20 protein-coding genes are annotated in these 24,213 nt (G+C 44.1%); 8 read left to right on the top strand and 12 right to left on the bottom strand.

Features of this window, described 5'->3' with window-relative positions:
* The first annotated feature begins 329 nt into the window (after positions 1-329).
* From OCU28_RS10915 to OCU28_RS10890, 6 genes are all read left to right on the top strand, one after another.
* A complete protein-coding gene (locus OCU28_RS10915) occupies positions 330-569 on the top strand; it encodes a GlsB/YeaQ/YmgE family stress response membrane protein (RefSeq protein ID WP_261816199.1) in 240 nt (79 codons plus the stop codon).
* Positions 570-819: 250 nt separating this feature from the next.
* Positions 820-2,022: a tyrosine-type recombinase/integrase gene (locus OCU28_RS10910; RefSeq protein ID WP_261816198.1), complete on the top strand. Its 1,203-nt coding sequence runs from the start codon at positions 820-822 to the stop codon at positions 2,020-2,022.
* A gap of 23 nt (positions 2,023-2,045) precedes the next feature.
* Positions 2,046-2,543, top strand: a complete 498-nt coding sequence (locus tag OCU28_RS10905; protein ID WP_261816197.1) for a hypothetical protein — start codon at positions 2,046-2,048, stop codon at positions 2,541-2,543.
* Between the two features lie 91 nt (positions 2,544-2,634).
* Positions 2,635-2,847, top strand: coding sequence for a helix-turn-helix transcriptional regulator (locus OCU28_RS10900; protein WP_261816196.1), 213 nt, complete (start codon positions 2,635-2,637; stop codon positions 2,845-2,847).
* Positions 2,848-2,857: 10 nt separating this feature from the next.
* Positions 2,858-3,223: a hypothetical protein gene (locus tag OCU28_RS10895; RefSeq protein WP_261816195.1), complete on the top strand. Its 366-nt coding sequence runs from the start codon at positions 2,858-2,860 to the stop codon at positions 3,221-3,223.
* A gap of 153 nt (positions 3,224-3,376) precedes the next feature.
* Positions 3,377-5,671 (top strand): VapE domain-containing protein, encoded by a 2,295-nt coding sequence (locus tag OCU28_RS10890; protein WP_261816194.1) that lies wholly within the window; start codon positions 3,377-3,379, stop codon positions 5,669-5,671.
* A gap of 1,298 nt (positions 5,672-6,969) precedes the next feature.
* On the opposite strand, the gene fis is transcribed toward OCU28_RS10890, so the two are convergent.
* The 9 genes from fis to OCU28_RS10845 all read right to left on the bottom strand — a co-directional run bounded on the left by fis (position 6,970) and on the right by OCU28_RS10845 (position 16,741).
* Positions 6,970-7,266 (bottom strand): DNA-binding transcriptional regulator Fis, encoded by a 297-nt coding sequence (gene fis, locus OCU28_RS10885; protein ID WP_261816193.1) that lies wholly within the window; start codon positions 7,264-7,266, stop codon positions 6,970-6,972.
* A gap of 45 nt (positions 7,267-7,311) precedes the next feature.
* Entirely contained in the window at positions 7,312-8,277 is a 966-nt protein-coding gene (gene dusB, locus OCU28_RS10880; protein WP_261816192.1) for a tRNA dihydrouridine synthase DusB, read from the bottom strand.
* A 131-nt stretch (positions 8,278-8,408) separates the two neighbouring features.
* A complete protein-coding gene (prmA, locus tag OCU28_RS10875) occupies positions 8,409-9,299 on the bottom strand; it encodes a 50S ribosomal protein L11 methyltransferase (protein ID WP_261816191.1) in 891 nt (296 codons plus the stop codon).
* A 198-nt stretch (positions 9,300-9,497) separates the two neighbouring features.
* Positions 9,498-10,841: an acetyl-CoA carboxylase biotin carboxylase subunit gene (gene accC / locus OCU28_RS10870; protein ID WP_261816190.1), complete on the bottom strand. Its 1,344-nt coding sequence runs from the start codon at positions 10,839-10,841 to the stop codon at positions 9,498-9,500.
* Between the two features lie 15 nt (positions 10,842-10,856).
* Positions 10,857-11,315, bottom strand: coding sequence for an acetyl-CoA carboxylase biotin carboxyl carrier protein (gene accB / locus OCU28_RS10865; RefSeq protein ID WP_261816189.1), 459 nt, complete (start codon positions 11,313-11,315; stop codon positions 10,857-10,859).
* Positions 11,316-11,374: 59 nt separating this feature from the next.
* Positions 11,375-11,824, bottom strand: coding sequence for a type II 3-dehydroquinate dehydratase (aroQ, locus tag OCU28_RS10860; protein ID WP_261816188.1), 450 nt, complete (start codon positions 11,822-11,824; stop codon positions 11,375-11,377).
* 354 nt (positions 11,825-12,178) lie between these two features.
* The gene (gene acs / locus OCU28_RS10855; protein WP_261816187.1) at positions 12,179-14,128 is read right to left on the bottom strand and encodes an acetate--CoA ligase; all 1,950 of its coding nucleotides are present in this window, start codon (positions 14,126-14,128) and stop codon (positions 12,179-12,181) included.
* 153 nt (positions 14,129-14,281) lie between these two features.
* Positions 14,282-14,917 carry a 3'-5' exonuclease gene (locus OCU28_RS10850; RefSeq protein ID WP_261816186.1) on the bottom strand — a complete coding sequence of 212 codons (636 nt, stop codon included), beginning with the start codon at positions 14,915-14,917 and terminating at the stop codon, positions 14,282-14,284.
* Positions 14,918-14,920: 3 nt separating this feature from the next.
* Positions 14,921-16,741: a DUF294 nucleotidyltransferase-like domain-containing protein gene (locus OCU28_RS10845; RefSeq protein WP_261816185.1), complete on the bottom strand. Its 1,821-nt coding sequence runs from the start codon at positions 16,739-16,741 to the stop codon at positions 14,921-14,923.
* Positions 16,742-16,909: 168 nt separating this feature from the next.
* Between OCU28_RS10845 and OCU28_RS10840 the strand changes: the two genes are divergently transcribed.
* Both OCU28_RS10840 and OCU28_RS10835 read left to right on the top strand, forming a co-directional pair.
* The gene (locus OCU28_RS10840; protein WP_261816184.1) at positions 16,910-18,097 is read left to right on the top strand and encodes a 3-phenylpropionate MFS transporter; all 1,188 of its coding nucleotides are present in this window, start codon (positions 16,910-16,912) and stop codon (positions 18,095-18,097) included.
* Positions 18,098-18,166: 69 nt separating this feature from the next.
* Positions 18,167-21,619 carry a hybrid sensor histidine kinase/response regulator gene (locus tag OCU28_RS10835; RefSeq protein ID WP_261816183.1) on the top strand — a complete coding sequence of 1,151 codons (3,453 nt, stop codon included), beginning with the start codon at positions 18,167-18,169 and terminating at the stop codon, positions 21,617-21,619.
* On the opposite strand, the gene OCU28_RS10830 is transcribed toward OCU28_RS10835, so the two are convergent.
* The 3 genes from OCU28_RS10830 to OCU28_RS10820 all read right to left on the bottom strand — a co-directional run bounded on the left by OCU28_RS10830 (position 21,616) and on the right by OCU28_RS10820 (position 24,138).
* Positions 21,616-22,098 (bottom strand): hypothetical protein, encoded by a 483-nt coding sequence (locus OCU28_RS10830; protein WP_261816182.1) that lies wholly within the window; start codon positions 22,096-22,098, stop codon positions 21,616-21,618. The genes OCU28_RS10835 and OCU28_RS10830 overlap by 4 nt on opposite strands.
* A gap of 245 nt (positions 22,099-22,343) precedes the next feature.
* Complete coding sequence (locus OCU28_RS10825; RefSeq protein ID WP_261816181.1) at positions 22,344-23,648, bottom strand: TRAP transporter large permease; 1,305 nt, start codon at positions 23,646-23,648, stop codon at positions 22,344-22,346.
* A gap of 1 nt (position 23,649) precedes the next feature.
* Entirely contained in the window at positions 23,650-24,138 is a 489-nt protein-coding gene (locus tag OCU28_RS10820) for a TRAP transporter small permease (RefSeq protein ID WP_261816180.1), read from the bottom strand.
* Positions 24,139-24,213 lie beyond the last annotated feature (75 nt).

Here is a 24,213-nt window from a genome sequence, read left to right as displayed (position 1 = left end):
ATTCGCTAATAGCTCTGATAATTGTAATAAATGCAAGTTGGTGCAAGGGTCCTTTAAAGACATTCGCAATCAGGTACTGCAAAGGGTACTCGTAGAAGAAAATTACAATAAATCACAGGTTGCTAAGCAATTATCAGTGGATAGAACATCGATCAATCGTTGGCTCAATCAGGATTAAATGAAACTATGGCTGACTGTGATGCTAGCTGTTGATATGTACTATTGGAAAGCTATCAAAAACAATTAGTTATTTTGCTAGTGAGTGCTTTGAGCTAATTTACCTATAGGATGTGCTAGTTTTAAAGCATACCCCCAAGGAGAATTGGTTTATGAACATTATTATATTTTTAGCGATCGGCGCAGTTGCGGGTTGGTTAGCAGGCAACTTGATGAAAGGCGGCAGCTTTGGCCTAGTGATGAACATGGTGGTCGGCATTATTGGTGCTGTAATCGGTGGTTTTGTATTTAGCTCTTTAGGGCTTGCAGCTACTGGCTTAGTAGGTTCTATTATTACCTCTACCGTTGGGGCATGTATCTTGCTCTTCCTAGCTCGGTTGCTTGCTAAGTAGTACTAGCACTTAAAAGCAAAAAAGGTCTGATGCAATGCATCAGACCTTTTTTGTATGGACCAAGAAATTCTTAGTTCATACCATAGATTCCAAGATCTCAAACCCCACACTCTCAATGCTATACCCCGTATCTCAACTAAACTGTTGTCACATGTGACTTCATGCCCTTATTGAGTCTCACCATGTTTTATTGTAATCTTCTCAGCACCAACAAAAAGGCTCGCTTAAAGTGGGGTTTTGAGAGGAAATCATGAAATTAACAACGGCAAAGCTGAAATCCCTACACGGCAAGCCAGTACCCAAGAAGGTTAAGCACCAAGACGGCAACGGACTCATGGTTCTACAGCGCGAGAGTGGCGTTCTATCGTTCATCTTTCGGTATCGCTACAACAACAGGCAGAAAGAGTTAGTGCTAGGCCAATACCCAGTTATCTCTCTTGGAGAAGCAAGGGATAGAGTCTATAACCACAAACGCACTCTACTAGACGGATATGATCCTATGGTTGAAAGGAAGTTGGCAGTTAGCCGAGTACTGGACGCTGTAACGGTCAAAGACGCACTTGAGTACTGGCTAGATAACTACGCGGCAAAGAATCGAGCCAACCATGAGAAGCACCGCTCTCAGTTCGCCAAGCATATCTATCCGCATCTTGGCGCTATACCAGTCGAGAGAGTTGAAACTAGGCATTGGGTTCGTGTATTCGATGACATTTCAAAAGGCACTTTCTATAAACCCGCTCCAACAGCGTCAGGATATATCCTCCAAAACTGTAAACAGGCACTCCGTTATTGTTCAAACAGACAGTTCGCAGAGTCAAACGCGCTAATTAACCTAACCATTGCTGATATAGGCAAGCACCAAGGGAAAGGCGACAGGGTTCTTGAGTGGAATGAACTAAAAGACCTTTGGAAGTGGTGCGGGGATATACGCTCAAACTACTACTACAGAAACCTAACAGTACTTCTAATCAGCTTTGGAGCTAGAACCCAAGAACTAAGACTTAGCAACGTGAGTGAATGGGACTTGGAAAGCATGGTTTGGACTGTGCCAAAGACAAACAGCAAGACTGGCGTTGCTATCAAACGACCAATACCAATCAGCCTTGTAAGTCTGATCACCTCATTGAAGGGAAGCACCGATAGCGAATACCTGCTAGGCGAACTAAAGACACCAGAATCAGTAGCAGTGTACGGCTCTAGTCTTCACAAGAAGCTGAATCAAGAGAAGTGGACTCTACATGACCTACGCAGAACGTTCGCAACCATGCTCAATGATATGGAAATAGAACCTTACGTTGTCGAACAGCTACTAGGTCACGCGCTTGGTGGTGTTATGAGCGTCTATAACAAGTCTCAGCACCTAGAGAAGAAACGCGTAGCGCTAGATATATGGACGAACAGACTACTTACTGACGAAGACGAACAAATTAACAATGTGGTGAACCTAAGATGAGAAACGAAACAAAGAGACGGCTTGTGGAAAACATTGGGGTAAGTGACTGCGAAGCCGAGAAGCTTGCCGAACTGATTGAGTGGCTCGTGATTAACAGCGTTCCTCACGATCATGTAACAAGATACCTAAGCCAGTTAGAGAAGTTCAGAGAGTTAAGCGGCCAAATGCTTGAGCTAATGAACGCACGCGAACTAAAAGGCGGTCTAGGTTGTATCGCTGACGCACGAATACCAACAGAGGAAAGCAGTAACGCAGATGTCGTATTGCCAATTTACGGCAGTTTAGACCTATTCCTAAGAACTGCTGATGAGTTCAGTGTTAGTGAGATAGAGAGACTGGCAAGCAAGAGGCGCACTGGTGGTGTTAAGCGATACCAAAGAGAAAGCCTATTCGAGAACTACAACCACTTATCCGACTCATCACTAGCCAAGATTATGCGATTGTTCTTCGATACCAACATAGACGAAGACAGTGAGCGTAAGGCTTTTCAGAGGATTCGTTCCTCGTTCATTCAGAGTTAGGACAAAACCCCAAAAACTTTCGATACTTTTGTCCCTATACAGCAAAAAATCAAGGTGACAGAATACACAGGTCAAAACAAGGAGACACAAAATGAGCATTAGTAACAAAGAATTTATCGTACAAAACAAGTTGCTATCTACTACCGAAGTCTGTGAGCTAATTGGTCGTGGTCGCAATACTCTTTGGCGTTGGACTAAAGCAGGTCTGTTCGCCAAGCCAGTGCTTCACCCTGAGTACGGTACGGTTATTGGCTACCAAGCCTCTGACGTACAAGAGTGGATTCAATCAAGCAAGCAAGCCTAGGAGGTGTTGAATGTTAATAAGAAGTGAGTGTGAAAAGTTAGGTTTCCCAGCACCGCTAGAGACCGAGAGACAACAAGAGTACTTGGTTAGATTGATGTTAGAAGGTATAGCGCTGAACACACGCCAAGCGCGAGTAATTGGGATCGGCAACCTACATAGCCTAGTCAGCACCATTAAGAAACAAGGTATCTGGCATAGTATCGAACACAAGAAAGCTATGTGCCCTAAAACCCGAATCGTTCCACCATTCCTAGTAGTACACGTATTTATGACTATGGAGCAAAGAGAGGCTTACATTGACGACAAGATACGAAAGCAGGAGTTGGCCGAAGAACTGAAAGAGAAAAGGGCTCAGGTATTAACCCAAGCCCTTTGAGCAGAACATATTAGTTTAGTCGATTAATAGGCTCTGTTATCTATCACCGAGGGCTACGAAAGTTGATACACCGAGTAGCCCTCGACAACAGGAGTGATTATACAAATGTTATCACAAAAGAGTAGCTGTGATTTTAAACAGTTAAGACGAGAAATGAAAGGAGTTGAGATTGGAGTCCTAAGCAATCTAGGCGTTCACGTACACAAGAATCAAAACATTGGCTCACCTTGCCCTATGTGTGGCGGTACAGATAGATTTAGTTGGTATCTAAAAGGTAAGTCCGAATGGCGCTATCGCTGTAGACACTGCTCACCAAGAGGCGGTGATGCGTTCGACCTGATAACCAAAATCAACGATGGTGATGCCGTAGCAACGTCAAGCCAAGTAGTCGGAGTGTTGGGCTTAGAACCAATAGAACCTATCAACTACGCGCAGGTCGTTGCTGTAGACGAGAAAGAACGCGCCAAGGCAGTAATCCTAGCCAAGAAGATAAACAGAACCCTACTGAGTCGAGACGATCATAAGTACCTAGAGAGTCGAGGTCTTAACGGTGTTCGTGTTCCTTGCCTTAGTGCTTCACAACAGAGTGGTGGAATAGACTTCCCAAGCGGCTCTATATGCCTACCAATGACTGACGGCAGTGAGATAGTAAACGTTCAGCTAATCAATGAGAGTGGCCAGAAATGCTACCTAAAGGGTGGCAAGAAGCAGGGATGCTATCACCTACTAAACGGCACTAATCCAACTCGAATCTTTATGGCCGAAGGACTGGCAACGGCACTAAGCGTACATAGGGCTTTTGACGGTAAAGAACCTGTAGTTGTGTGCTTTGACTCAGGTAACTTGTCACACGTAGCAGGGAAGATAAGAGAGCTACATGCGAGAGGATTCTTCTCGAATGTGGAAATCTCGACTGTAGAAGAACTGCCAATGGTGTTTATGGCCGATAAGGACTTGAGCAAAGCAGGTATGAACGGAGCTAGTAACGCAGTACAACCTAATGATCACGTTCATCTACCACCAATAGACATTCCCGAAGGGCAAAAGAGCGTTGATTGGGACGACTACAGACAGAAAGGCGGTGATATCGCTCAAGCGGTACTGGACTTAGAGAACCCTGTAGCCAATGAACCTGAGTTTACGCCACCACCACCAATGGGTAGCTTCACTCCACCACCAATGCCAGTTACCAACGAGAATAAGCCCAATGGAAAGGGTCGAACTTTCATTGACTACCCAGACCTAAGAGACGACAACAAGCCACTAGGTACTTATGACAATGTTAAGGCGTTGGTTGAAGGTCTAGGACTAAAGCCTGCTCATAATACGATGAACCTTGAACTGGAAATGCTAAAGGACAACAAGCCATTGGATCTTAGCTATGAGGCTAAACGATCAATGCTAATCAGCGAGGCGCTAAAGAGTTGGCTACCTAAATCAGCTATCGAAGACCACATGAACGCACTATCAGAAAATGCCAACTATCACCCTGTGAAGGCATGGCTAGACAATGGTGAGTGGGATGGTGTTGAGCGCGTTGAAAAGGTCATAGACGCACTAAACGCTAAAGATAAGGCATTGGCTAGTATTGGCATGAACAAGTGGTTTGTAGCCTGTGTAGCCGCGCTTTATGAGAAGAACTTTACTTGTAAGCTAGTGCCTATCCTACAGGGCGACCAATCCTACATGAAGACAGCGTTTATTAGCCGATTCGCTGATGTAGTGCCATGTTCTTTCCTCGAAGGTGCTGAGTTGAACCCAGATAACAAGGACTCGATTCTAAGCTGTATCAAGTCGTGGATTGTTGAGCTTGGTGAGCTAGAGAGAACGTCCAAGAATAGCCAAGGCAGCTTAAAGGCGTTCATTACCAAGAATGTTGATAGCGTTCGTCCTCCTTATGGCAGGTCTGACGTTAAGAAGAAACGACAAACCGTGTTCATTGCCTCAGTTAATGGATCAGAGTTCTTGCGTGATGATACTGGCTCTAGTCGATACGCTGTTATTGAACTGGCCAAAGCCATTGATATGGATTCAGTGAACGAGATCCTAGGTTGGACTTACAAAGATGGGAGAGTTCAGCTAGTCGATGAGAATAAGCTTAGACAATTCTGGCTAGAGGTTAAGCACAACTACGATACTGGCGGTTCTTGGATGCTTAGTACCAAAGAGCTATCACTATTCGACAAGATAAACACGGAACATAAGTTCAAGAGTAATTGGCGATTCGAGCTTGAAGAAAAATTCCTAGATGTTGATATGAACACTCGCTCTATGGAATGGATGAAGGCTAGTGAGGTGTGCGCTTACTGTGATTTCCCTAAAGGTAAGTCTAGAGAGATTGGCAAGGCTTTAGCGTCTATGGTCAAGGATGGGCTTATTGTTAGCGAGAAGAAAAGCAGGAACGTAACCAAGTATCACTTACCGACACTGAACGAGTTTAACCAGTAATTACAGTCGAGAAGAATCATTACTAAGACCCTGCCTCAGTGCGGGGTTTTTGTTATCTGTAGAACCTTAAAACCTCAAAGTTGGTAAATCTCTTTCACTCTTTCACCGCTTGGCGAAACATAGTGGCCGCGTATCAGCTTTGAAGAATATCCCTCTCGAATGTGGATCTCTTTCTTTCACTCAGGCAGTACACAAACCTAACCAGTAATTACAGTCGAGAAGAATCATTACTAAGGCGAATAAGAGTGTGGGGTTTCTGTTATCTGTAGAACCTTAAAACCTTAAAGTTAGTAAAACTCATTAACACATTAACACCTATTGCCTAGAAGCCTTATACAGTAAGGGTTTGGTGGGGTGTTAATGAAAACAGTCGCTCATTAACACTCATTAACACCATTAACACCATTAACCCTTGGTGGTCGTTGATTTCCAGTTAGTGTTAATGAAAAAAGGTGTTAATGGTAATGAAGGTTTTTCTTTAACACACCCCTCTGAGGCCTTGGTACATAAGGGATTAGGCGTAAGTGTTAATGGTGTTAATGTAATCCCCAAGACTTTGGAAAACCCTAGATAAATCCAAGGTGATTAAAATACACGCAATAAGTCTATGAACTAATATTCTCTCTCGAATGTGGATCTTCATTCATCAATTATCATCATTGAACCTTGTCATTTGTCATTTGTCATATAGGCCAATTGGGTAACTCGGTACACTCTTGTCGCCTATCCGCGCCTACTATCGTCCACCAGATTTCAGCTTTGCTACTCGTGCCATTGAACTACAACCCCCAACCGAAACGATGACCAAACCAGTTAAGCGAGGGAAGTAATGCCAAGCGTTCCATTCAAGAAGCTAATGCCAAACCAGAAAGCACAAATCGTACTAGACCAAATGGGACTCGTTGCCTTGGGCGAGTGTGGCGAGGTTCTTAACTATCGAAGCGGTACTTTGCGTGTGGGGAATACATGCGAGTGGTGCGGAGCTATACATGCGAGAAGAATCCTCTCGACTGTGAATCTCTTGGGATTTGCGCCAAGACTTATCCAGTTTTCGTAAGCTTACAAAATGCGCGTTCCACTACTCGATAGCTAGATAGCTCTATAAGAGGCTTTGCGCTAAATGTTGGTGTTTGTACTAGTTGTGGTGTTTGGCTTGATACGGAGCGAAATAGACCTACTCATGATCGCGTCAGAGTCGTGTCTTAAAAGTGGCAAGGGGTTTATGTGGGGTTTTGGTATTAAAGGGCTAAGTGCTTACACTCTCAGCCCTTGATTTATAAGGGTTCACGGCTTGTTATTTAGTTCATACCATATTTTTTAAGCTTCTTGCGAAGAGTACCACGGTTGATACCCATCATAGATGCAGCGCGAGTTTGGTTACCGCGAGTATATTGCATGATCATATCTAGTAGAGGTTGTTCAACCTCTGCTAATACAAGCTCATAAAGGTCGTTGACATCCTGACCGTTTAGTTGTGCAAGATAGTTTTTAACTGAAACTTTTACCGAGTCGCGAAGTGGTTTTTGCGCGATTTGATCTTGTGCCGTTACAGTAGTAACTGTTAGTGCTTCGGAGGTCAGATTTTGTTCGAACATATGCGGTCTAGCTCTTCTCGTAATTATGATGCAACTGTATTCCTATCATTGATAGGAATTAAAATACTCTTCTAGCGCATCGAGCTGCTGGTTAGCAACCTCGATAGCATTGAAGACACGGCGGAACTCATTTGCTTGTTCATGTTCCTTTAGGTACCAACCAACGTGTTTTCTCGCGATGCGTGGACCTAAATACTCACCATAAAACTGGTGTAAGCTTTGAACATGGCCAAGCATGGTATCCTTAATTTCCCCTAAAGGAGGTTCAGGCATGGTTGTACCGTTTTCCAAGTAATGTTGGATTTCCTGAAAAATCCAAGGACGACCTTGGGCAGGCCGACCAATCATCAAAGCGTCTGCACCGGTATACTCCAATACATGCTTTGCTTTCTCGGGACTGTCTATATCACCATTGGCGATAACTGGTATCGAGATAGCTTGCTTAACGGCTTTGATGCTTTCATATTCTGCTTCTCCCTTGTACATACAAGTGCGTGTACGGCCATGTAACGCAAGTGCTTGTATGCCACAGTCTTCAGCCATTTTAGCGATTTCGACACAGTTCTTATGATCTGTATCCCAGCCGGTTCGAGTTTTGAGTGTCACAGGGACATCAACGGCGTTAACAACAGCCTTCAGAATTTGTTCCACAATTTCCGGATGCTTGAGTAACGCAGAACCAGCTAGTTTCTTATTCACTTTTTTTGCAGGGCAACCCATATTGATATCGATGATTTGAGCACCATTATCAACATTAAATTGCGCAGCTTCTGCCATTAATTGTGGATCTGCCCCAGCAATCTGTACAGAGCGAATGCCCGATTCGCCCTCATGTACTCTGCGTTGTTGAGACTTTGATGTATTCCATGTTTTTGGATTGGCTAGCATCATTTCGCTAACAGCCATGCCAGCACCATACCGTAGACATAACTCTCGAAATGGTCTGTCCGTAACGCCCGCCATAGGCGCAACAATCAAATTATTCTTAAGTTGGTAGTTTCCGATTTTCAAATCATGGTCACATTATTAACAGCAAGGGCGCGCATTTTACGCATTTTTTTGTCGCGTGAAAAGCCTAATATTTGAGCATTTCACAAAATATTTTACGGATTGCTGTTTTTTTGCTCAAAATTTGATGAGGCTCAATTGTTGTGCTTTGTACCAGAGATACGACACCACTCTTGCATCTCTTTTATTGGCTCAATATCAAACTGGTCACGGTAATAGTTTGCAACATCTTCAGCTTGGGTATTGAGTACTCCAGACATTGCCAGTTCACCGTTTTCTTTTACCAAGCTCTTAATTACGCCAGAAAGGTCACGTAATGGGCCGGCTAGGATGTTTGCGACAACAACATCGGCAACTAGGTTTTCAGGTTGGTCTTGTGGCAGGAAGAGCTCAAGCTGTTGTTTAACGCCGTTGCGCTCTGCATTTGCTTGCGAAGCAATAATAGCCTGAGGATCAATATCGATCCCGATAACTTTGGCGGCACCAAGCTTGATCGCAGCGATCGCAAGGATACCAGACCCACAACCAAAATCGACTACGGTTTTGCCTGTTAAATCTAGGCCTTCTAGCCACTCTAGACAAAGTGATGTAGTAGGGTGTGTACCGGTGCCAAATGCCAAGCCAGGGTCTAGCATTACATTGACTGCGTCAGGCTCTGGGATTTCACGCCAGCTCGGGCAAACCCATAAACGTTCACCAAATTTCATTGGATGAAAATTATCCATCCACTCTCGTTCCCAGTCTTTATCTTCGATCTGCTCAATCTTATACGCAAAGTTATCATCTAAAAGAGAGCTGGCTTTTGCTTGTTCAATGATCCAGCTAGTATCAGCTTCTGCATCATAGAGCGCTAGGATATCTGTTTCTCCCCATAGACGAGTTTCACCTGGTAGAGGCTCAAACACTGGCGTGTCTTTAGCATCAAGGAAGGTAATAGATAGCGCACCAGTTTGCTCCATAAGCATGTCACCGATTTGTTCCGCGTTCTTATCGGTTGCGTTAAGCTTGATTTGAATCCAAGGCATGAATTGATCTCTGAGTTTAGGAGTTTTGTGAGGAGTTTATACTCAAGTTACCTCAAGGTACAGAATTCAGCGCATGAGTTGTGTAAGGGGAGTATTAAAAATAGATAAGATAATCACGACTAAAACGAGAGCAGCAGTGGAGTAATGGATACAAAAATGCCCACCGAGGTGGGCATTGGAATTTTTTAATCGCGAGGATTATTGAAGACCGAGTTTCTTCTCTAGGTAGTGGATATTCGCACCACCATGTTGGAAGTTTTCGTCGTTCATGATGTCTTGTTGAAGCGGTATGTTGGTTTTGATGCCGTCGATGATCATTTCACCTAATGCATTCTTCATACGTGCAATCGCCACATCACGGTTTTCACCAAAGGTGATGAGCTTACCAACCATTGAATCGTAATGAGGTGGAACGGTATAACCAGTATAGATATGTGATTCCCAACGTACTCCCATGCCACCAGGTGTATGCAAACCTTTAATCTTGCCTGGGCAAGGTAGGAAGCGCACTGGATCTTCAGCATTGATACGACATTCGACAGCGTGTCCACGCAGTTTGATATCATCTTGGGTGTAAGATAGTGGCTGACCTGCAGCAACACGAAGTTGCTCTTTAACCAAGTCAACACCAGTTACCATTTCAGTTACTGGGTGCTCTACTTGAATACGGGTGTTCATTTCAATGAAATAGAACTCACCATTTTCGTATAGGAACTCAAATGTGCCAGCACCGCGATAGTTGATCTCTAGGCAGGCACGAGTACAGCGTTCACCAATGTATTTACGCATATCATCGGTAATGCCCGGTGCTGGTGCTTCTTCAACTACTTTTTGGTGACGACGCTGCATTGAACAATCACGCTCTCCAAGATGGATTGCTCCACCCTGACCATCGGCAATAACCTGAACCTCAACGTGGCGTGGATTTTCTAGGAATTTCTCCATGTAAACCACGTCATTGTTGAAAGCAGATTTTGCTTCTGCGCGAGTCATCGCAATGGCTTCAACAAGATCTTGTTCAGCATGAACTACACGCATACCACGACCACCGCCACCACCAGATGCTTTGATGATTACTGGATAGCCGATACGCTTAGCGTGTGCTTTGTTAGCAGCATTATCATCATCTAGAGGGCCGTCTGAACCAGGAACACAAGGAACGCCAGCTTTTTTCATGGAATTGATTGCTGAAACCTTGTCACCCATAATGCGGATAGTTTCGGCTTTAGGGCCAACGAAGATAAAGCCAGATTGTTCTACTTGTTCTGCAAAGTCAGCATTCTCTGAAAGAAAGCCATAACCTGGGTGGATAGCAACCGCCCCAGAAACCTCAGCCGCAGAAATAATACGGGGGATGTTAAGGTAGCTATCAATGCCTCGAGCAGGACCGATACAAATAGATTCATCAGCAAGTAATACGTGTTTTAGATCACGGTCAGCTGTTGAATGTACGGCTACGGTTTTAATCCCTAGCTCTTTACATGCGCGGAGGATACGAAGCGCAATTTCGCCTCGGTTCGCGATGACTAATTTGTCTAACATAATTTACGACCTCTATTATTCGATCACGATTAACGGTTGGTCGAATTCTACTGTGCTGCCATCTTCGGCAAGGATTGCTGTTACAACGCCAGATTTGTCAGCTTCAATTTGGTTCATCATTTTCATCGCTTCAACGATACAGATAGTATCGCCAACATTTACAGTCTGGCCAACTTCAGCAAATGGTTTTACGTCAGGACCCGGTGCGCGATAAAAAGTACCCACCATAGGTGATAATACGTTGTGACCTGTAGCGACAGGAGCCGCGGTTACTTCTTCTGCTGCAACCGGTGCAGCAACTGGTGCTGGTGCTGCCACAGGAGCTGGTGCTGGTGCTGCATAGTGGATAGGAGCTACAGGAGCTGTGCTATTACGGCTGATTCGTACTGATTCTTCACCTTCTGAGATTTCTAGCTCAGCGATACCTGATTCTTCTACTAACTCGATAAGTTTTTTAATTTTACGAATATCCATGATTCTTCTCTATATCTGGTGTTTTACAATCTCAATTAGCGTTATTGAGACAACGACGTTTATTTTTTCTGTAGCTGGCTAACAGCTGCAGACAGAGCAAATTGATAGCCCTCGGCACCTAATCCACATATAACCCCAACGGCTTTATCCGAAAGGAATGAATGGTGACGGAACGACTCTCGGGCATGTACGTTCGATAGATGAACTTCAATAAATGGAATGTTCACACCGAGCAAAGCGTCTCGAAGTGCGACACTTGTATGGGTAAAAGCGGCTGGGTTGATGATGATGAAATCAATCTTACCCATGGCATCATGTATAGCCTCGACTAGTTCATATTCGCGGTTAGACTGCAAATGCGTAAGCTCCACATCATGATGAGTGGCTTGTTGCATAAGGTTATCAACTATGTCATTTAATGTAGAATAACCGTAAACCTCTGGTTCCCGTTTACCTAATAAATTTAGGTTGGGTCCATTTAGGAGTAGAACGCGAAATTTTGTAGACATCGTGCCGCTATTTTCCGTTAATTTGAGTTAATCATTATTGCTTATAATTATTTTACTAATCTCGATTAATTTCCAGTCAAGATTAGGTAATAAAGCAAATTAGCGCCTGATTATAGCTAATTCAGCGAAATTAACAGCAATATACTGGTCTAATCACCAGAAACTGGCTGTTTTTAGCAGCAAGGTTACTGTTAGCTTAATGTAACATTACATGCTCGGGTGTTTTTTGTTCGTCTTTGTTAAGTGATTGCTTCTATTATGATTAATCTATAATCAACCGAAAACAAAAAAGCCGCCACAATGTGACGGCAGATGCAATTAGTTGCACTGGTTTAACCAGTAAGATAGGTCGTTTTAAACTAACTCACTCTTCTCTGAAATCAGTTTTTCCACTACTCCTGGGTCTGCAAGGGTCGAAGTATCACCAAGATTTCCAGTGTCTCCGGTGGCAATTTTACGCAATATTCGGCGCATAATTTTCCCTGAACGGGTTTTTGGTAGAGAATCTGTCCAGTGTAAAGTGTCAGGTACTGCGATTGGTCCAATCTCTTTACGAACCCAATCTTTCACTTCTTTATGCAGCTCTACGCTTGGGTATTCACCTGCATTGAGGGTGATATAGGCGTAGATAGCCTGTCCTTTTATGTCATGTGGAACACCAACGATTGCCGCTTCAGCGATCTTATCGTGGGCAACGAGTGCCGACTCTAATTCAGCTGTGCCCATTCGATGTCCAGAGACATTAAGTACGTCATCAACTCGCCCGGTTATCCAGTAGTAGCCATCTTCATCTCTGCGAGCCCCGTCTCCGGTAAAGTACATACCTTGGAACGTAGAGAAATAGGTCTGTTCAAAGCGGTCGTGGTCACCATAAACCGTGCGCATTTGTCCTGGCCATGAGTCTAGAATAACTAAGTTCCCCGAGGTTTCCCCATCTAGGATATTACCCATGTTGTCAACTAACGCAGGCTGTACACCAAAGAATGGTCGTGTTGCTGAACCCGGTTTTAGTTGGGTTGCGCCCGGTAGCGGTGTGATGAGTATTCCACCGGTTTCTGTTTGCCACCAAGTGTCTACAATCGGTGACTTACCATCTCCTATGGTGTTGTAATACCACTCCCATGCTTCTGGATTGATAGGCTCACCAACCGACCCCATAATTCTTAAAGAGTCTCGGGTTGTACCTTGAATCGCGTCATTACCCTTAGCCATTAGCGCTCGGATAGCGGTTGGAGCGGTATACAAGATTGATACGTTGTGCTTGTCTACCACTTGGCTCATGCGATTAGTATCTGGGTAGTTTGGAACCCCTTCAAACAAGATTGTTTTCGCACCATTGGCAAGCGGGCCATAAACTAGATATGTATGCCCAGTTATCCAGCCTACATCCGCAGTACACCAAAAAATGTCGTCAGGCTGGTAATCGAAGACATACTTGAAGGTCATAGTGGCGTAGACGAGATAGCCACCAGTAGTATGCAGTACCCCTTTAGGTTTACCTGTAGACCCTGAGGTATAAAGAATAAATAGCGGGTCTTCGGCGTTCATTTCTTCAGGAGGACAGTCAGCATCTACGTTCGCAATTGCATCATGCCACCAGATATCAAGGCCAGTATTCCATTCAACTTCAGCGCCGGTGCGTTGGAAGACAATAACGCTATCAATGTCTTTTACACTTGGGTTTTTAAGGGCTTGGTCTACATTCTTTTTCAATGGTACCGCGCGTCCACCGCGAACACCTTCATCTGCGGTAATGACGACCTTAGCGTCGGAATCGTTGATTCGCCCAGCGAGAGCTTCAGGTGAGAACCCACCGAACACAACCGTATGGACTGCGCCGATTCGAGTGCAGGCAAGCATCGCGATAGCGGCCTCGGGTACCATCGGCATATACAGACATACCACATCACCTTTCTTTACCCCTTGAGCTTTAAGGGCATTGGCAAATAAGCACACCTGATGATGGAGTTGATTAAAGGTGAGAGTGGTATCTTGAGTTGGATCGTCGCCTTCCCAGATGATAGCAACCTCGTCTCCGCGCGATTCTAAGTGGCGGTCAATACAGTTGGCTGAAACGTTAAGCGTGCCATCCTCAAACCACTTAATATCCACGTGACCTGGGTCATAAGAAGTCTGCTTAACCTTGGTAAATGGTTTTATCCAATCGACTATTTTACCGTGTTCGCCCCAGAAGCCTTCAGGGTCTTGTACCGATTGTTGATACATTTGTAGATATTTTGCATCGTCAACGTGAGTGGTAGCTTTAATGTTGTCTTTTACAGGATAAATATGGACTTCACTCATTTTTCTCTCCTTGGGCTGAGCTCGTAGTTTCGCGTTACGATTCCTTTATTCTATGTATAGAGTTCAATACTTCGGTTCTTTCCACAATTAGACTTTAGGATTAGGTGGGGCTATTTTGCGTTGTTTATCTGTGATTTTTGAGAAGTAGAACAACTACTTGGTTATATGGGGAAAGCTCAAATCAGGAAGTTCACCTTTCTTCAATCGAACAAAAATGAGCGCCGCGGTGATGGAGTCTTGCAAGGCATCATGCTGTTCATAAATAGGCAGGTCTAGATGACGGCATATGGTCTCTAAGCTTAGGTCGAAGTAGGCGTTCTGGAGGTGCTTTTCGAGCTTTTGTTGGTATAACTGACTGACTTCAATGACTGAGTTGGGTAATGGGAACCCTAAGTGCTTTTTACAAGCGCTGTTTAAGATCTGCTTATCATAGCGAATGTGATAGCCCACTATTGGGCGGTTACCTATAAAGGATAGAAGTTCTTCTATTGCCTGCCCTTCATCCATGCCATCTCCAAGGTCTTGATGGCGAATCTGATGCACCTTAATCGAACTCTCGGTTAGGCTCGAAGGCGCTTTAAGCTTCACATGAAAAGCCTGACTTACTAATACTCGATTGTTTACGACTTTAGTGGCCGCTATGGTGATTATTTCCGCTCGGCTAGGGTCTAGGCTGGTTGTTTCACAGTCGATCGAGACATATTCATCGCCTTGAGGCGTATTGAATAGGTATTTGAACTTGTTATCTTTTAGCTTTTTAAGCCAGTAGTAGCGTAGCAGAAAGTTCATAGCTTAATCCCTTATTTGATAATGGTAGGCTAAAAACTGCTGGAACTTTTTCACCACGTGGAATGCATGGCGAACCAGATCTCTCTCACTGCGATTGAGTTTAGAAAAATAGATGTGATTTTCGGACTGAGTGCTGTTTCCTTGCTCGATGAGTCGTAGCTTAAAGAAGAGCTTGAGTGCGTCGGAAAGGTTATTGACAGTGCTTTGCTCTAAGCGCCCTTGTGCGCCCAATTCTATAATTCTTTCAAAGGTATTGCGTTGGGGGATGCCATTCTCTAAAGAGAGGGTTCGAATACCGTGCACAATTGGGAAAATCCCACCTTTTTTAATATCGATACCTTGTTTCTTATTTTTGACATTGCCAAATAAAGTCAGGGGAACTGCAAACTGTAGGGCAGGGCGAACGAAATCAGATAACAGCAGCATATTACCTTTTAATTTAGTATGTAAATGCTCGATGACAGGCTCAATTAGGCTAGAGTGCCCAGCCACTGGGTGTGCATCGGCAAAAATCGATAGATGCATAACCGATTGTGCGGTAATAGTTTGAGTCCAGCTATCGATATGCGCTATCCATTGGGATTGCGTCTTAACCCACTGCTCATTGTTGACCATTACTTTACCAGGGCAAGGTGGATAACCAAGCGCATCAAGGTGCTGGCTGAAGGTTATCATGCTCTCACTACAATCAGGCCATTGATGGGTGTCAGACAGAACTAGGGCATTGTCTTGGTCGGTTTTAAATACCTGCTCTCCTCGACCTTCAGAACCGAGAACCAATAAACTGCAATAATCTTGATGCTGTTCTGGGATGGTCAATTCAAATGCTTTTTGGATTATTTGCTCATTTACGACAGAAATCAGTTCCATAATAAAGCGAGTTCGGATGCCATTTTCTAACAGGCTTTTTATAAAGGCGTCCTGCCTTTGTGATACCGCAACTAACTCTTGGATGGAGTTAGCGCGAGCGATACTAAGGCTGATAACGTGTGAGTGAGACGAAAAAGCACTCAATATCTGTGTTAGGTCAAGCATGCCAACCGCTTGCTGCCCATTGGTCACCATGAGGCGCTTCATTTTATTGCGTGTCATTGTCAGCATGGCGTTAAACAGAAATGTCCCTTCTTGCGCTTGATAGACAGGGAAGGTCGCAATATCAATAACGCATGTCGTAAGCATTTTTCCTTCAAGTGCGAGGGCGTGCAATAGGTTGGTTCGAGTGACTATGGCATACGGTGGATGCTGGGAATTATTAATAAGGCGCGAGTCCGCGGGGTCTAATTGCACTAACGCGGCATCAAGTTCGAGTTGTTGCATCTTGGCGGTCGCATCTCGTAATGTGGTATTGCTGCCCAGTATTAATGGAGGATGATAAATAGCACTACTAACTCGGGTGAGAATAAATTCTGCGAGGCTTTTTTGTTTTTGAGCTGAGTTTTGGAGCTGTTTTCGCTGTGAAAAATCACCATTAAAGTACTGCTTAAACTCTGGGTTATCTTGGCATAAACAAAGGAATGTTGTTCTAGGGATTAGATAACACAGTACGTCTTCTGTTGCTCTAAATTGATAGGAACAATGATGGGTAAAAAGAGCATCGGGATCAAAAAGATCATCATGTCCAAAATGCGCGATAACCTGTCCATTGTGAACCTGTTCTACAGACCCTTTAATTAATACGTATAGGCTGTCGCTAATCTCACCAGTCTCTAATATAGACTCACCCTTTCTGTAATACGCAATATCCAACGACTCAAGCAAAGCTTGGGTTTGATTGGGGGTTAGCTTATCGAAAGGTGCATGTTGTGTATTAAATTGCTCGGGCATAATCTCGCCTAGACAGGTGACATCTAAGTATACATTTTGCCAAGTTTTACACGGTACTCCAGACGACTTTGGTCTAATACGGAAAAGATGAAATGCAGATTATCCCTTTTTGTTATCGGTACTTGCTTTCATAATGTGTCAGCTTATTTCTTATGTGTGGAATCTATAATGCTAAAACCCTCTCCCTATGCTTGGATATCTCAATACTTTATCGGGTTCTTCTTTGCCTATGGCGTTTATCTACCGTTTTGGGCCCTATGGCTAAAAGACCAGGGTATATCTGCTGGTGATATTGGTATTTTGCTTGGTTTGGCGTTTGCTACTCGTTGTGTGGCTAATCTAGTGATTACACCGCGCATTCATAAGGTTGAGCATTTGATCCCAACGCTAAGAATATTAAGCGTAGCTTCCGCTTTTTTTATTGCATTTCATTTGGTTACAGGCGGTAATTTTTGGTTGTTGGTAGTCGCGACCATACTATTCAATTTGTGTTGTGGGCCTGCCATACCTCTGTCTGATGCTCTTACCAATTACTACTCACGCTTGCGTATGCTCGACTATGGTCGTACACGACTATGGGGGTCGATTGCCTTTATTTTAGGTTCAACGGTGGTCGGTTTTCTGGTTGCGCAGTTCGGTATCCAGATGATTGTGTTTACTGCTTTGTTTGGTGTGTTGCTGTCAATTGCTTTGTCGCTTCGAAGCCCTACGACTTTGCCCGTGACCGCAGAACAAAATAAAGCGGTAAGGCCTAGACTCAGCCTGTTGATGCGTGATAGAGCGGTGATTAAATTTTTGATTCTGGTGGCACTGATTCAGTGTAGTCATGCCGCCTATTATGGTTTTAGTTCTATCTATTGGAAAGACGCAGGGTATTCGGCAGATGTGATTGGGTATCTATGGAGTTTAGGGGTTGCGGCAGAGGTATGTATTTTTGCACTGAGCAACCGACTATTCGGAGGGTGGACATTGCGCTCTCTATTTTTGGTCGCTTCTGTAGGCGTGGTTATTCGCTGGGGATTAACAGCCTCTACAACTCTACTGCCCGCATTGGTGTTTATTCAGATGCTACATGGCGTAACCTTTGCACTGGCGCACATAGCGGCTATTCGTTATATACAAAACTCAGAGCCTAACCGCATGGTTGCACTGCAGGCGTTATATAATGCGATTCCGCTAGGTATTGTTATGGCAGCAATGACAACATTAAGTGGATGGGGCTATGAATATTGGGGAGTAAATATCTTCTGGGGGATGGCATTGATGGGCGTGGTAGCGATGTTTATTAAGTTGAAGGTGCCACAATCAGAGGAAAGCCATTCAGAAGTCGAGCCTACCGCACAAAAATCAACCTAACTCATTGAGTAATAAGCAACTCCTTGTCTAATCTAGTTAAGTTACTTTGTATTAGCCAAGGATTGCTCTATGCCAGGATGGGTTGTCGTTCCTGCATCTCTCGTCTATCTAGGAATTTTGTTTTGGGTCGCTTGGTATGGGGACCGCCGTAGCCGTTGGCTGGCTCGTTTTAGACCCTGGATCTATAGCCTTTCGATTGCGGTTTATTGTACCTCTTGGACCTTTTTCGGTACCGTAGGCCAAGCCAGTGATAACCCTTGGTCTTTTCTTCCGGTTTATCTTGCCCCTATCATCGTTTTTGTCTTTTTTTGGCGTGTGCTAGCCCGCATGATCTTGATTGCGAAGCGGGAGCATATCAACTCCATTGCCGATTTTATTGCGGCGCGTTACGGAAAATCTCAAGGATTAGCCGTCTTTGTTACCCTAATTTCTGTGGTTGGTATCTTGCCATATATCGCCCTCCAGCTGCGAGGGATCATGATGGGCTTAGAACTCATTGCACCAGAGCTATTACCTGTGGAAGGCGATGGAAAGTTCTACCTATCTTGGCTAGTAGTTATTGCTTTAGCTGGTTTTACGGTGTTGTTTGGTACGCGACATATAGATAACACTGAGCACCACCGAGGTATGATGATGGCTATCGCCTTTGAGTCGATAGTGAAGCTGGTGGCTTTCTTAGTCGTTGGCTTGTTTGTCTTGTATAGCATAAGCGGTATGCCTGATATCTCTCTTATATCATCGGCTAAAGATTCCTACGCCTCCCCAAATATAGCCACACTTTTGATACACACTGGGTTAACCATGATGGCGATTTTTTGTTTGCCAAGGCAGTTTCATAGCATAGTGGTTGAAAATGAACAGGCGACAGATTTACATACAGCTCGTCGTGTATTTCCCTTATATCTCGTATTGATGGGGATCTTTGTACTGCCTATTGCTTGGGTTGGAAATGCTTTGTTATCAGGAGTTTCTGCTGATAGCTATGTGATTAGCCTACCTCTTGCGCTGGGAGCAGACTCTGTCGCTTTGTTGGCATTTATTGGGGGGGTATCAGCCGCCAGTGGGATGGTTATAGTATCGACTATCGCCCTTGCAATAATGGTTTCAAATGACCTAGTCATGCCGCTTCTTTTGAGGCGAATGCGTATTTCTTCACATAACTTTAAGCTCTTTTCTGGGCGTCTGTTGGTGGTAAGAAGAGTCCTTATTGTGCTGCTAATTGTTGGTGCATGGTTTTTTTATCGGGCACTAGATAGCATAGGAACACTGTCTGCGATTGGCTTTCTCTCCTTTGCCGCCGTCACGCAATTTGCACCGGCCCTGTTAGGGGGGATGTACTGGCGCCGAGGCAATCGAAATGGGGTATTGGTTGGTTTAACTGTGGGGTTCGTGGTATGGCTTATTACCTTAATGAGCCAAGCTAGTGTTTTGGCAGGGGATGCAACCAGCAACTTTTTATTGAGCTTAATTGCACCTCCTAGATGGTTATCTTCGTTAGATATTGAGGCGTCTGATTGGGGGCTGTTAGTTAGTGTTGCTTTAAACGCACTGTTTTATGTTGTGGTTTCGATGCTAAGTCGCCCTAACGTTAGTGAACGCTTACAATCAGCGGCTTTTGTTGGTTCGCCATCTCCTGAAGCTGACAATATTAGCCTGTACCAGAGTCGAGTCACCGTTGGTGAATTGGAAATGGTAGCGTCTAGGTTTATTGGACGTAAACGGATGAAGTCAGGGTTTGTTCAATACTGGGATCAACAACAGCATGTATTAATGCCAAATCAAAACGCACCCTCTACCTTGATTCGTCATACCGAAAGGCTGTTGGCCGGAGTATTTGGTGCATCTTCAGCTAAGTTAGTGCTTACTTCTGCTCTGCAAGGTAAAAACATGCACCTAGATGAGCTGGCAACCATAGTTGATGAAGCCTCTGAGGTATACGATTTCAGTCGTAGTTTATTGCAAGGAGCTATAGAGCATATTGGGCATGGTATCGCTGTGGTAGATAAACAGCTAAGGCTGGTGGCGTGGAATCAGCGATATTTAGAGTTATTTAGTTTTCCTTCTGGTCTGATTCAGGTGGGCAGACCGATAGAAGATATTATCCGTCACAACGCTGAACAAGGGCTATGTGGTCCGGGTAACCCTGAGATTCATGTGGCTAAGCGATTGAGTCACTTGCGTCGTGGGTCGACCCATACCTCATCCAGACAGCGACCAAATGGACAGGTTATTGAGGTACAAGGGAACCCAATGCCAGGGGGCGGGTTTGCTATGAGCTTTAGCGATATCACTGTTTTTCGTCAAGCAGAACAAGCGTTAAAAGATGCCAATCTGACCCTTGAAGAGCGCGTTCATGAACGAACTCAGGAGCTTGAAGAACTTAACCAACAATTGATGTTAGCGAATCAGCGCTCTGAGATGGAGTCTCAATCTAAGTCGCGATTTCTAGCTGCTGTAAGCCATGATTTAATGCAGCCCCTCAATGCAGCTCGGCTGTTTACCTCCTCTCTGATAGAGGTAGCTCAAGACGCCGAAACCAAGAAAGTGGCGAACCATATCGAGAATGCGATGTATGCGGCAGAGTCTTTGATTAGCGATTTATTGGATATCTCACGCCTAGAATCTGGAAAGCTAGAGTGCAACTCAAAACCATTTGCCATCCAAGAACTGTTTAACAATTTAGATGCCGAGTTCGGAGTGATTGCAGAGGAGCAATCGATCCATTTTTCAACCATAGCCAGTAGCTTGGTTATCGATTCTGACATTAAGTTATTGCGTCGTGTGATCCAAAATTTCTTAACCAATGCCTTTCGTTACAGTCCACAAGGAAGAGTCGTTTTAGGGGTGAGGCGAGTTGGTCACAATGCTCAAATTCAGGTTTGGGATAATGGGGTCGGTGTTGAGCCAAGTAAGCAGCAATTGATTTTTGAGGAGTTTACACGAACCACTCCAATTGGTGCAGATAAAGGACTGGGGTTAGGGCTTGCCATTTCACGGGGTATTTCTCAATTACTCAAGCATCAAATAGACGTGCGCTCATGGACTAATAAAGGCAGTGTATTTTCGATCTCTGTTCCAATTGCAGATAAGCCGCCAGTCACTGTTGCATCACCACATCAATCCCAAGTAGATAGCTCAAGCCTGAAACAATTGAAGGTATTGTGCGTTGATGATGAGCTGGAAATTCTGCTAGCGATGGAAGGCGTATTGCAGCGCTGGGGCTGTGAGGTGCAGTCCGCCAATTGTTTGCTGGATGCGAAGCTAATATTGGCGACAGAGTGGCAACCTGAGGTTGTATTATCAGACTATCGTTTGCAAGAATCAGCAACAGGATTGGATGTGTTACAGATGTGCAAACAAAAGCTAGGTAGTGACTTTTCAGGGGTTATCATTAGTGCAGATAGAGCCCCTGAAATAATTGAGTCAGTAACGGAACAAGGCTTTGAGTTTTTAGCGAAACCGGTTAAGCCGCTTCGATTGAGAGCCCTGTTAAATCGCTATCAAGCCAACATACCAGATTAATCAAGCAGTGTTTTATAGATAACAAATTTAGTCTCAGCCTCTCCAAAATAAAGATTGCTATCAGCCTTGATTGCGACTCGTAGTTTTTTAGTGTCGATATCCTGTGATGGCAATTGGACTGACCAATTCTTTTGAGTGTCATTGGTCGCTGTCATGTCAGTAGGCTTTTGCTCTGATGATGCCGTTGAATCCGCTAAGGCAACTGCAATACCAGTAATAGGGAATTTGGAGGTTAGACTTAAGGTGAGGGTCTTATCTGTTAGTTGTTCAGAGCGAAATTGAACCTTAAATTCGCCATTCTCCATGTCACACAAACCACTGGTATAGCGACAATTTGATTTGCTGATCAGCTTATAGCTTTCACCTTCTTTGGCGGCGTGTGGTTTTTCGCTCAACGCCATATCTACCCCAAAATAGGCTATGCTGGCTAAGATTGGAGTCACTACCATTGCAATAATAAAGTGCTTGTTTTTAAACATATTTACATCCTTGTTTAGATGCTAAATACCATAGCCTAAAACTGTGGTCAGGGTTATTTTTGACCTTTAATATTGTGAGCCTTGTTGAGTATTGGTGCGTGATGAACAGACAAAAAAAACCTCTCATACAGAGAGGTTAATAGTACATCATAGATATGTTTTTCTAATTATAATATCACTGGGAGAGATGAATCGAGGGCTAGGTTATTCAACGGAAATCCCCCCCGATTGCGAGTCATAAAAAATTATTGAATTAGACCGAATAGTCGAGGCAGAGCCAAGCTTAGTTCAGGAATAAAGGTAATCATCATTAGAGTGGCGATGAGTACTGCGCAAAACGGAAGAATCGATTTGATTACATTTTCTATTTTTGCGCCACTTACCGAGCAACTAACGAATAATGCTGTGCCTACTGGCGGCGTTGCGATACCAATACACAAGTTGAAAATCATCATCATTGCAAAGTGAATGGGATGCATTCCTAGGTGCGTCGCTATCGGCATAAAGATAGGAGTGAAGATAAGTACGGCAGGTGTTAAGTCCATAAACATACCTACAACCAATAGGATCAGGTTCATCATGATAAATATGATGATTGGGTTATCAGAAACCGACAACATCCAGTCAGATATCATATTAGGTAAACCGGTAAATGCCATTGCCCACGACATGATGGTTGAAGCACCGATTAGGAACAGCATGATGCCGGTAATCTCAGCAGTCTCAACACAGATGGTACGTAGCGTGCTTATGTTTAGATTTCGGTAACACAAGGCCAGAGCAAACGAGTAGAGGACGGCAATACATGCCCCTTCGGTTGCCGTGAAAATACCACCGATAATACCGCCAATAACAACGATAACTAAACCAAGGCTTGGCAGTGCGCGCAATGTAATGGCGAACTTTTGTTTTGATGTAAGTGCTTCACCTTTGCTGCTGTATCCTTTTTTACGGGCAATCAAATACGCCACTAGCATACAGCTAAGTCCCATTAAAATACCGGGTACATAGCCTGCAATAAATAGTGCTGCAATTGAAGTACCGCCAGAAACAACGGAAAAGACAATTAGTGAATTTGACGGCGGGATAAGCAGGCCCGCAGGGCATGACGCCGCGTTCACTGCAGTTGAGAATGACTTATCATATCCCTCTTTTTCAAGCTCTGGTTCAAGGGTTTTACCAACCGCTGCTGCTGCTGCAACTGCAGATCCTGATACCGAACCAAATAGCATATTTGCCAATACGTTCACATGTGATAACGCACCCGGTAAGCGACCCACTACAATTTTAGCGAAGTCGACTAAGCGTGTTGCAATACCACCACGGTTCATGATGTTTCCGGCCAAAATAAAGAACGGAATAGCAAGTAAGCTAAAGCTATCGATACCTGTTATTAGCTTTTGACCTGCGGTCATAAAGGCAATGTCACCAGGTAAAATGGTATACATGATCGCAAGTGAAGATAAGGCTATCGCAACTGCAATCGGTATACTAAAGCAGATTAAAAATAGGAAAGCCCCTAAAAGGTATAATCCAACTGACATATCCATGTTAGTTACCTTCTTTGTTTGTGAATAATTGAGCGGTATTAATCGCGATATAGGTCAGCATGATAAAGCCAGCAATTGGTAGAACTAAATACACATATGCCATTGGAATTTGCAGTGCAGGTGAGAATTGATGCATGGTGCGGCCAACGAGCAATAAGCCGCCTTTAATCATGGCTAGATAAATAAATATGACGGAAGCGGCATGAATAAGGACTTGGAGAGCATTTTTTAGTTTATCTGGAACAGCATCAATCATTAGTGTGATAGATAAATGACCATTTTTTCCATATAGGTAGCACGCACCAGCCAAACCAAACCAGATCATAGTGTAACGAGCAAATTCATCGGTCCATGAACTTGGATTGTTGAGCACATAGCGACTAAATACTTGCCACGATACGCTTGCGACGAGAGCCAGTAGCGCAACACCACAAAAAGAGAGAATGCATTTATCAAGAATGTTTTTTATTTTGCTTAAGACAGTGAACATAGGTTTCTCAAAGCATAAGAGAGGGAGAGAAATAGCCCTCTAGCTGTAATAGATTGCTAGGGGGCATTTTTTGCT

Source organism: Vibrio gallicus, from assembly GCF_024346875.1.
Taxonomy (GTDB): Bacteria; Pseudomonadota; Gammaproteobacteria; order Enterobacterales; family Vibrionaceae; genus Vibrio; species Vibrio gallicus.
This window is presented reverse-complemented; position numbering and strand designations above follow the sequence as displayed.

What these genes read in the sequence shown, in the direction of transcription:
- OCU28_RS10915 (WP_261816199.1), top strand. Translation starts at nt 330, where the DNA reads ATGAACATTATTATATTTTTAGCGATCGGCGCAGTTGCGGGTTGGTTA.
- accC (WP_261816190.1), bottom strand. Translation starts at nt 10,841, where the DNA reads ATGTTAGACAAATTAGTCATCGCGAACCGAGGCGAAATTGCGCTTCGT.
- OCU28_RS10900 (WP_261816196.1), top strand. Translation starts at nt 2,635, where the DNA reads ATGAGCATTAGTAACAAAGAATTTATCGTACAAAACAAGTTGCTATCT.
- OCU28_RS10830 (WP_261816182.1), bottom strand. Translation starts at nt 22,098, where the DNA reads ATGTTTAAAAACAAGCACTTTATTATTGCAATGGTAGTGACTCCAATC.
- acs (WP_261816187.1), bottom strand. Translation starts at nt 14,128, where the DNA reads ATGAGTGAAGTCCATATTTATCCTGTAAAAGACAACATTAAAGCTACC.
- prmA (WP_261816191.1), bottom strand. Translation starts at nt 9,299, where the DNA reads ATGCCTTGGATTCAAATCAAGCTTAACGCAACCGATAAGAACGCGGAA.
- OCU28_RS10840 (WP_261816184.1), top strand. Translation starts at nt 16,910, where the DNA reads ATGCTAAAACCCTCTCCCTATGCTTGGATATCTCAATACTTTATCGGG.
- fis (WP_261816193.1), bottom strand. Translation starts at nt 7,266, where the DNA reads ATGTTCGAACAAAATCTGACCTCCGAAGCACTAACAGTTACTACTGTA.
- OCU28_RS10845 (WP_261816185.1), bottom strand. Translation starts at nt 16,741, where the DNA reads ATGCCCGAGCAATTTAATACACAACATGCACCTTTCGATAAGCTAACC.
- OCU28_RS10850 (WP_261816186.1), bottom strand. Translation starts at nt 14,917, where the DNA reads ATGAACTTTCTGCTACGCTACTACTGGCTTAAAAAGCTAAAAGATAAC.
- OCU28_RS10825 (WP_261816181.1), bottom strand. Translation starts at nt 23,648, where the DNA reads ATGGATATGTCAGTTGGATTATACCTTTTAGGGGCTTTCCTATTTTTA.
- OCU28_RS10835 (WP_261816183.1), top strand. Translation starts at nt 18,167, where the DNA reads ATGCCAGGATGGGTTGTCGTTCCTGCATCTCTCGTCTATCTAGGAATT.
- accB (WP_261816189.1), bottom strand. Translation starts at nt 11,315, where the DNA reads ATGGATATTCGTAAAATTAAAAAACTTATCGAGTTAGTAGAAGAATCA.
- OCU28_RS10895 (WP_261816195.1), top strand. Translation starts at nt 2,858, where the DNA reads ATGTTAATAAGAAGTGAGTGTGAAAAGTTAGGTTTCCCAGCACCGCTA.
- OCU28_RS10910 (WP_261816198.1), top strand. Translation starts at nt 820, where the DNA reads ATGAAATTAACAACGGCAAAGCTGAAATCCCTACACGGCAAGCCAGTA.
- OCU28_RS10890 (WP_261816194.1), top strand. Translation starts at nt 3,377, where the DNA reads ATGAAAGGAGTTGAGATTGGAGTCCTAAGCAATCTAGGCGTTCACGTA.
- OCU28_RS10820 (WP_261816180.1), bottom strand. Translation starts at nt 24,138, where the DNA reads ATGTTCACTGTCTTAAGCAAAATAAAAAACATTCTTGATAAATGCATT.
- aroQ (WP_261816188.1), bottom strand. Translation starts at nt 11,824, where the DNA reads ATGTCTACAAAATTTCGCGTTCTACTCCTAAATGGACCCAACCTAAAT.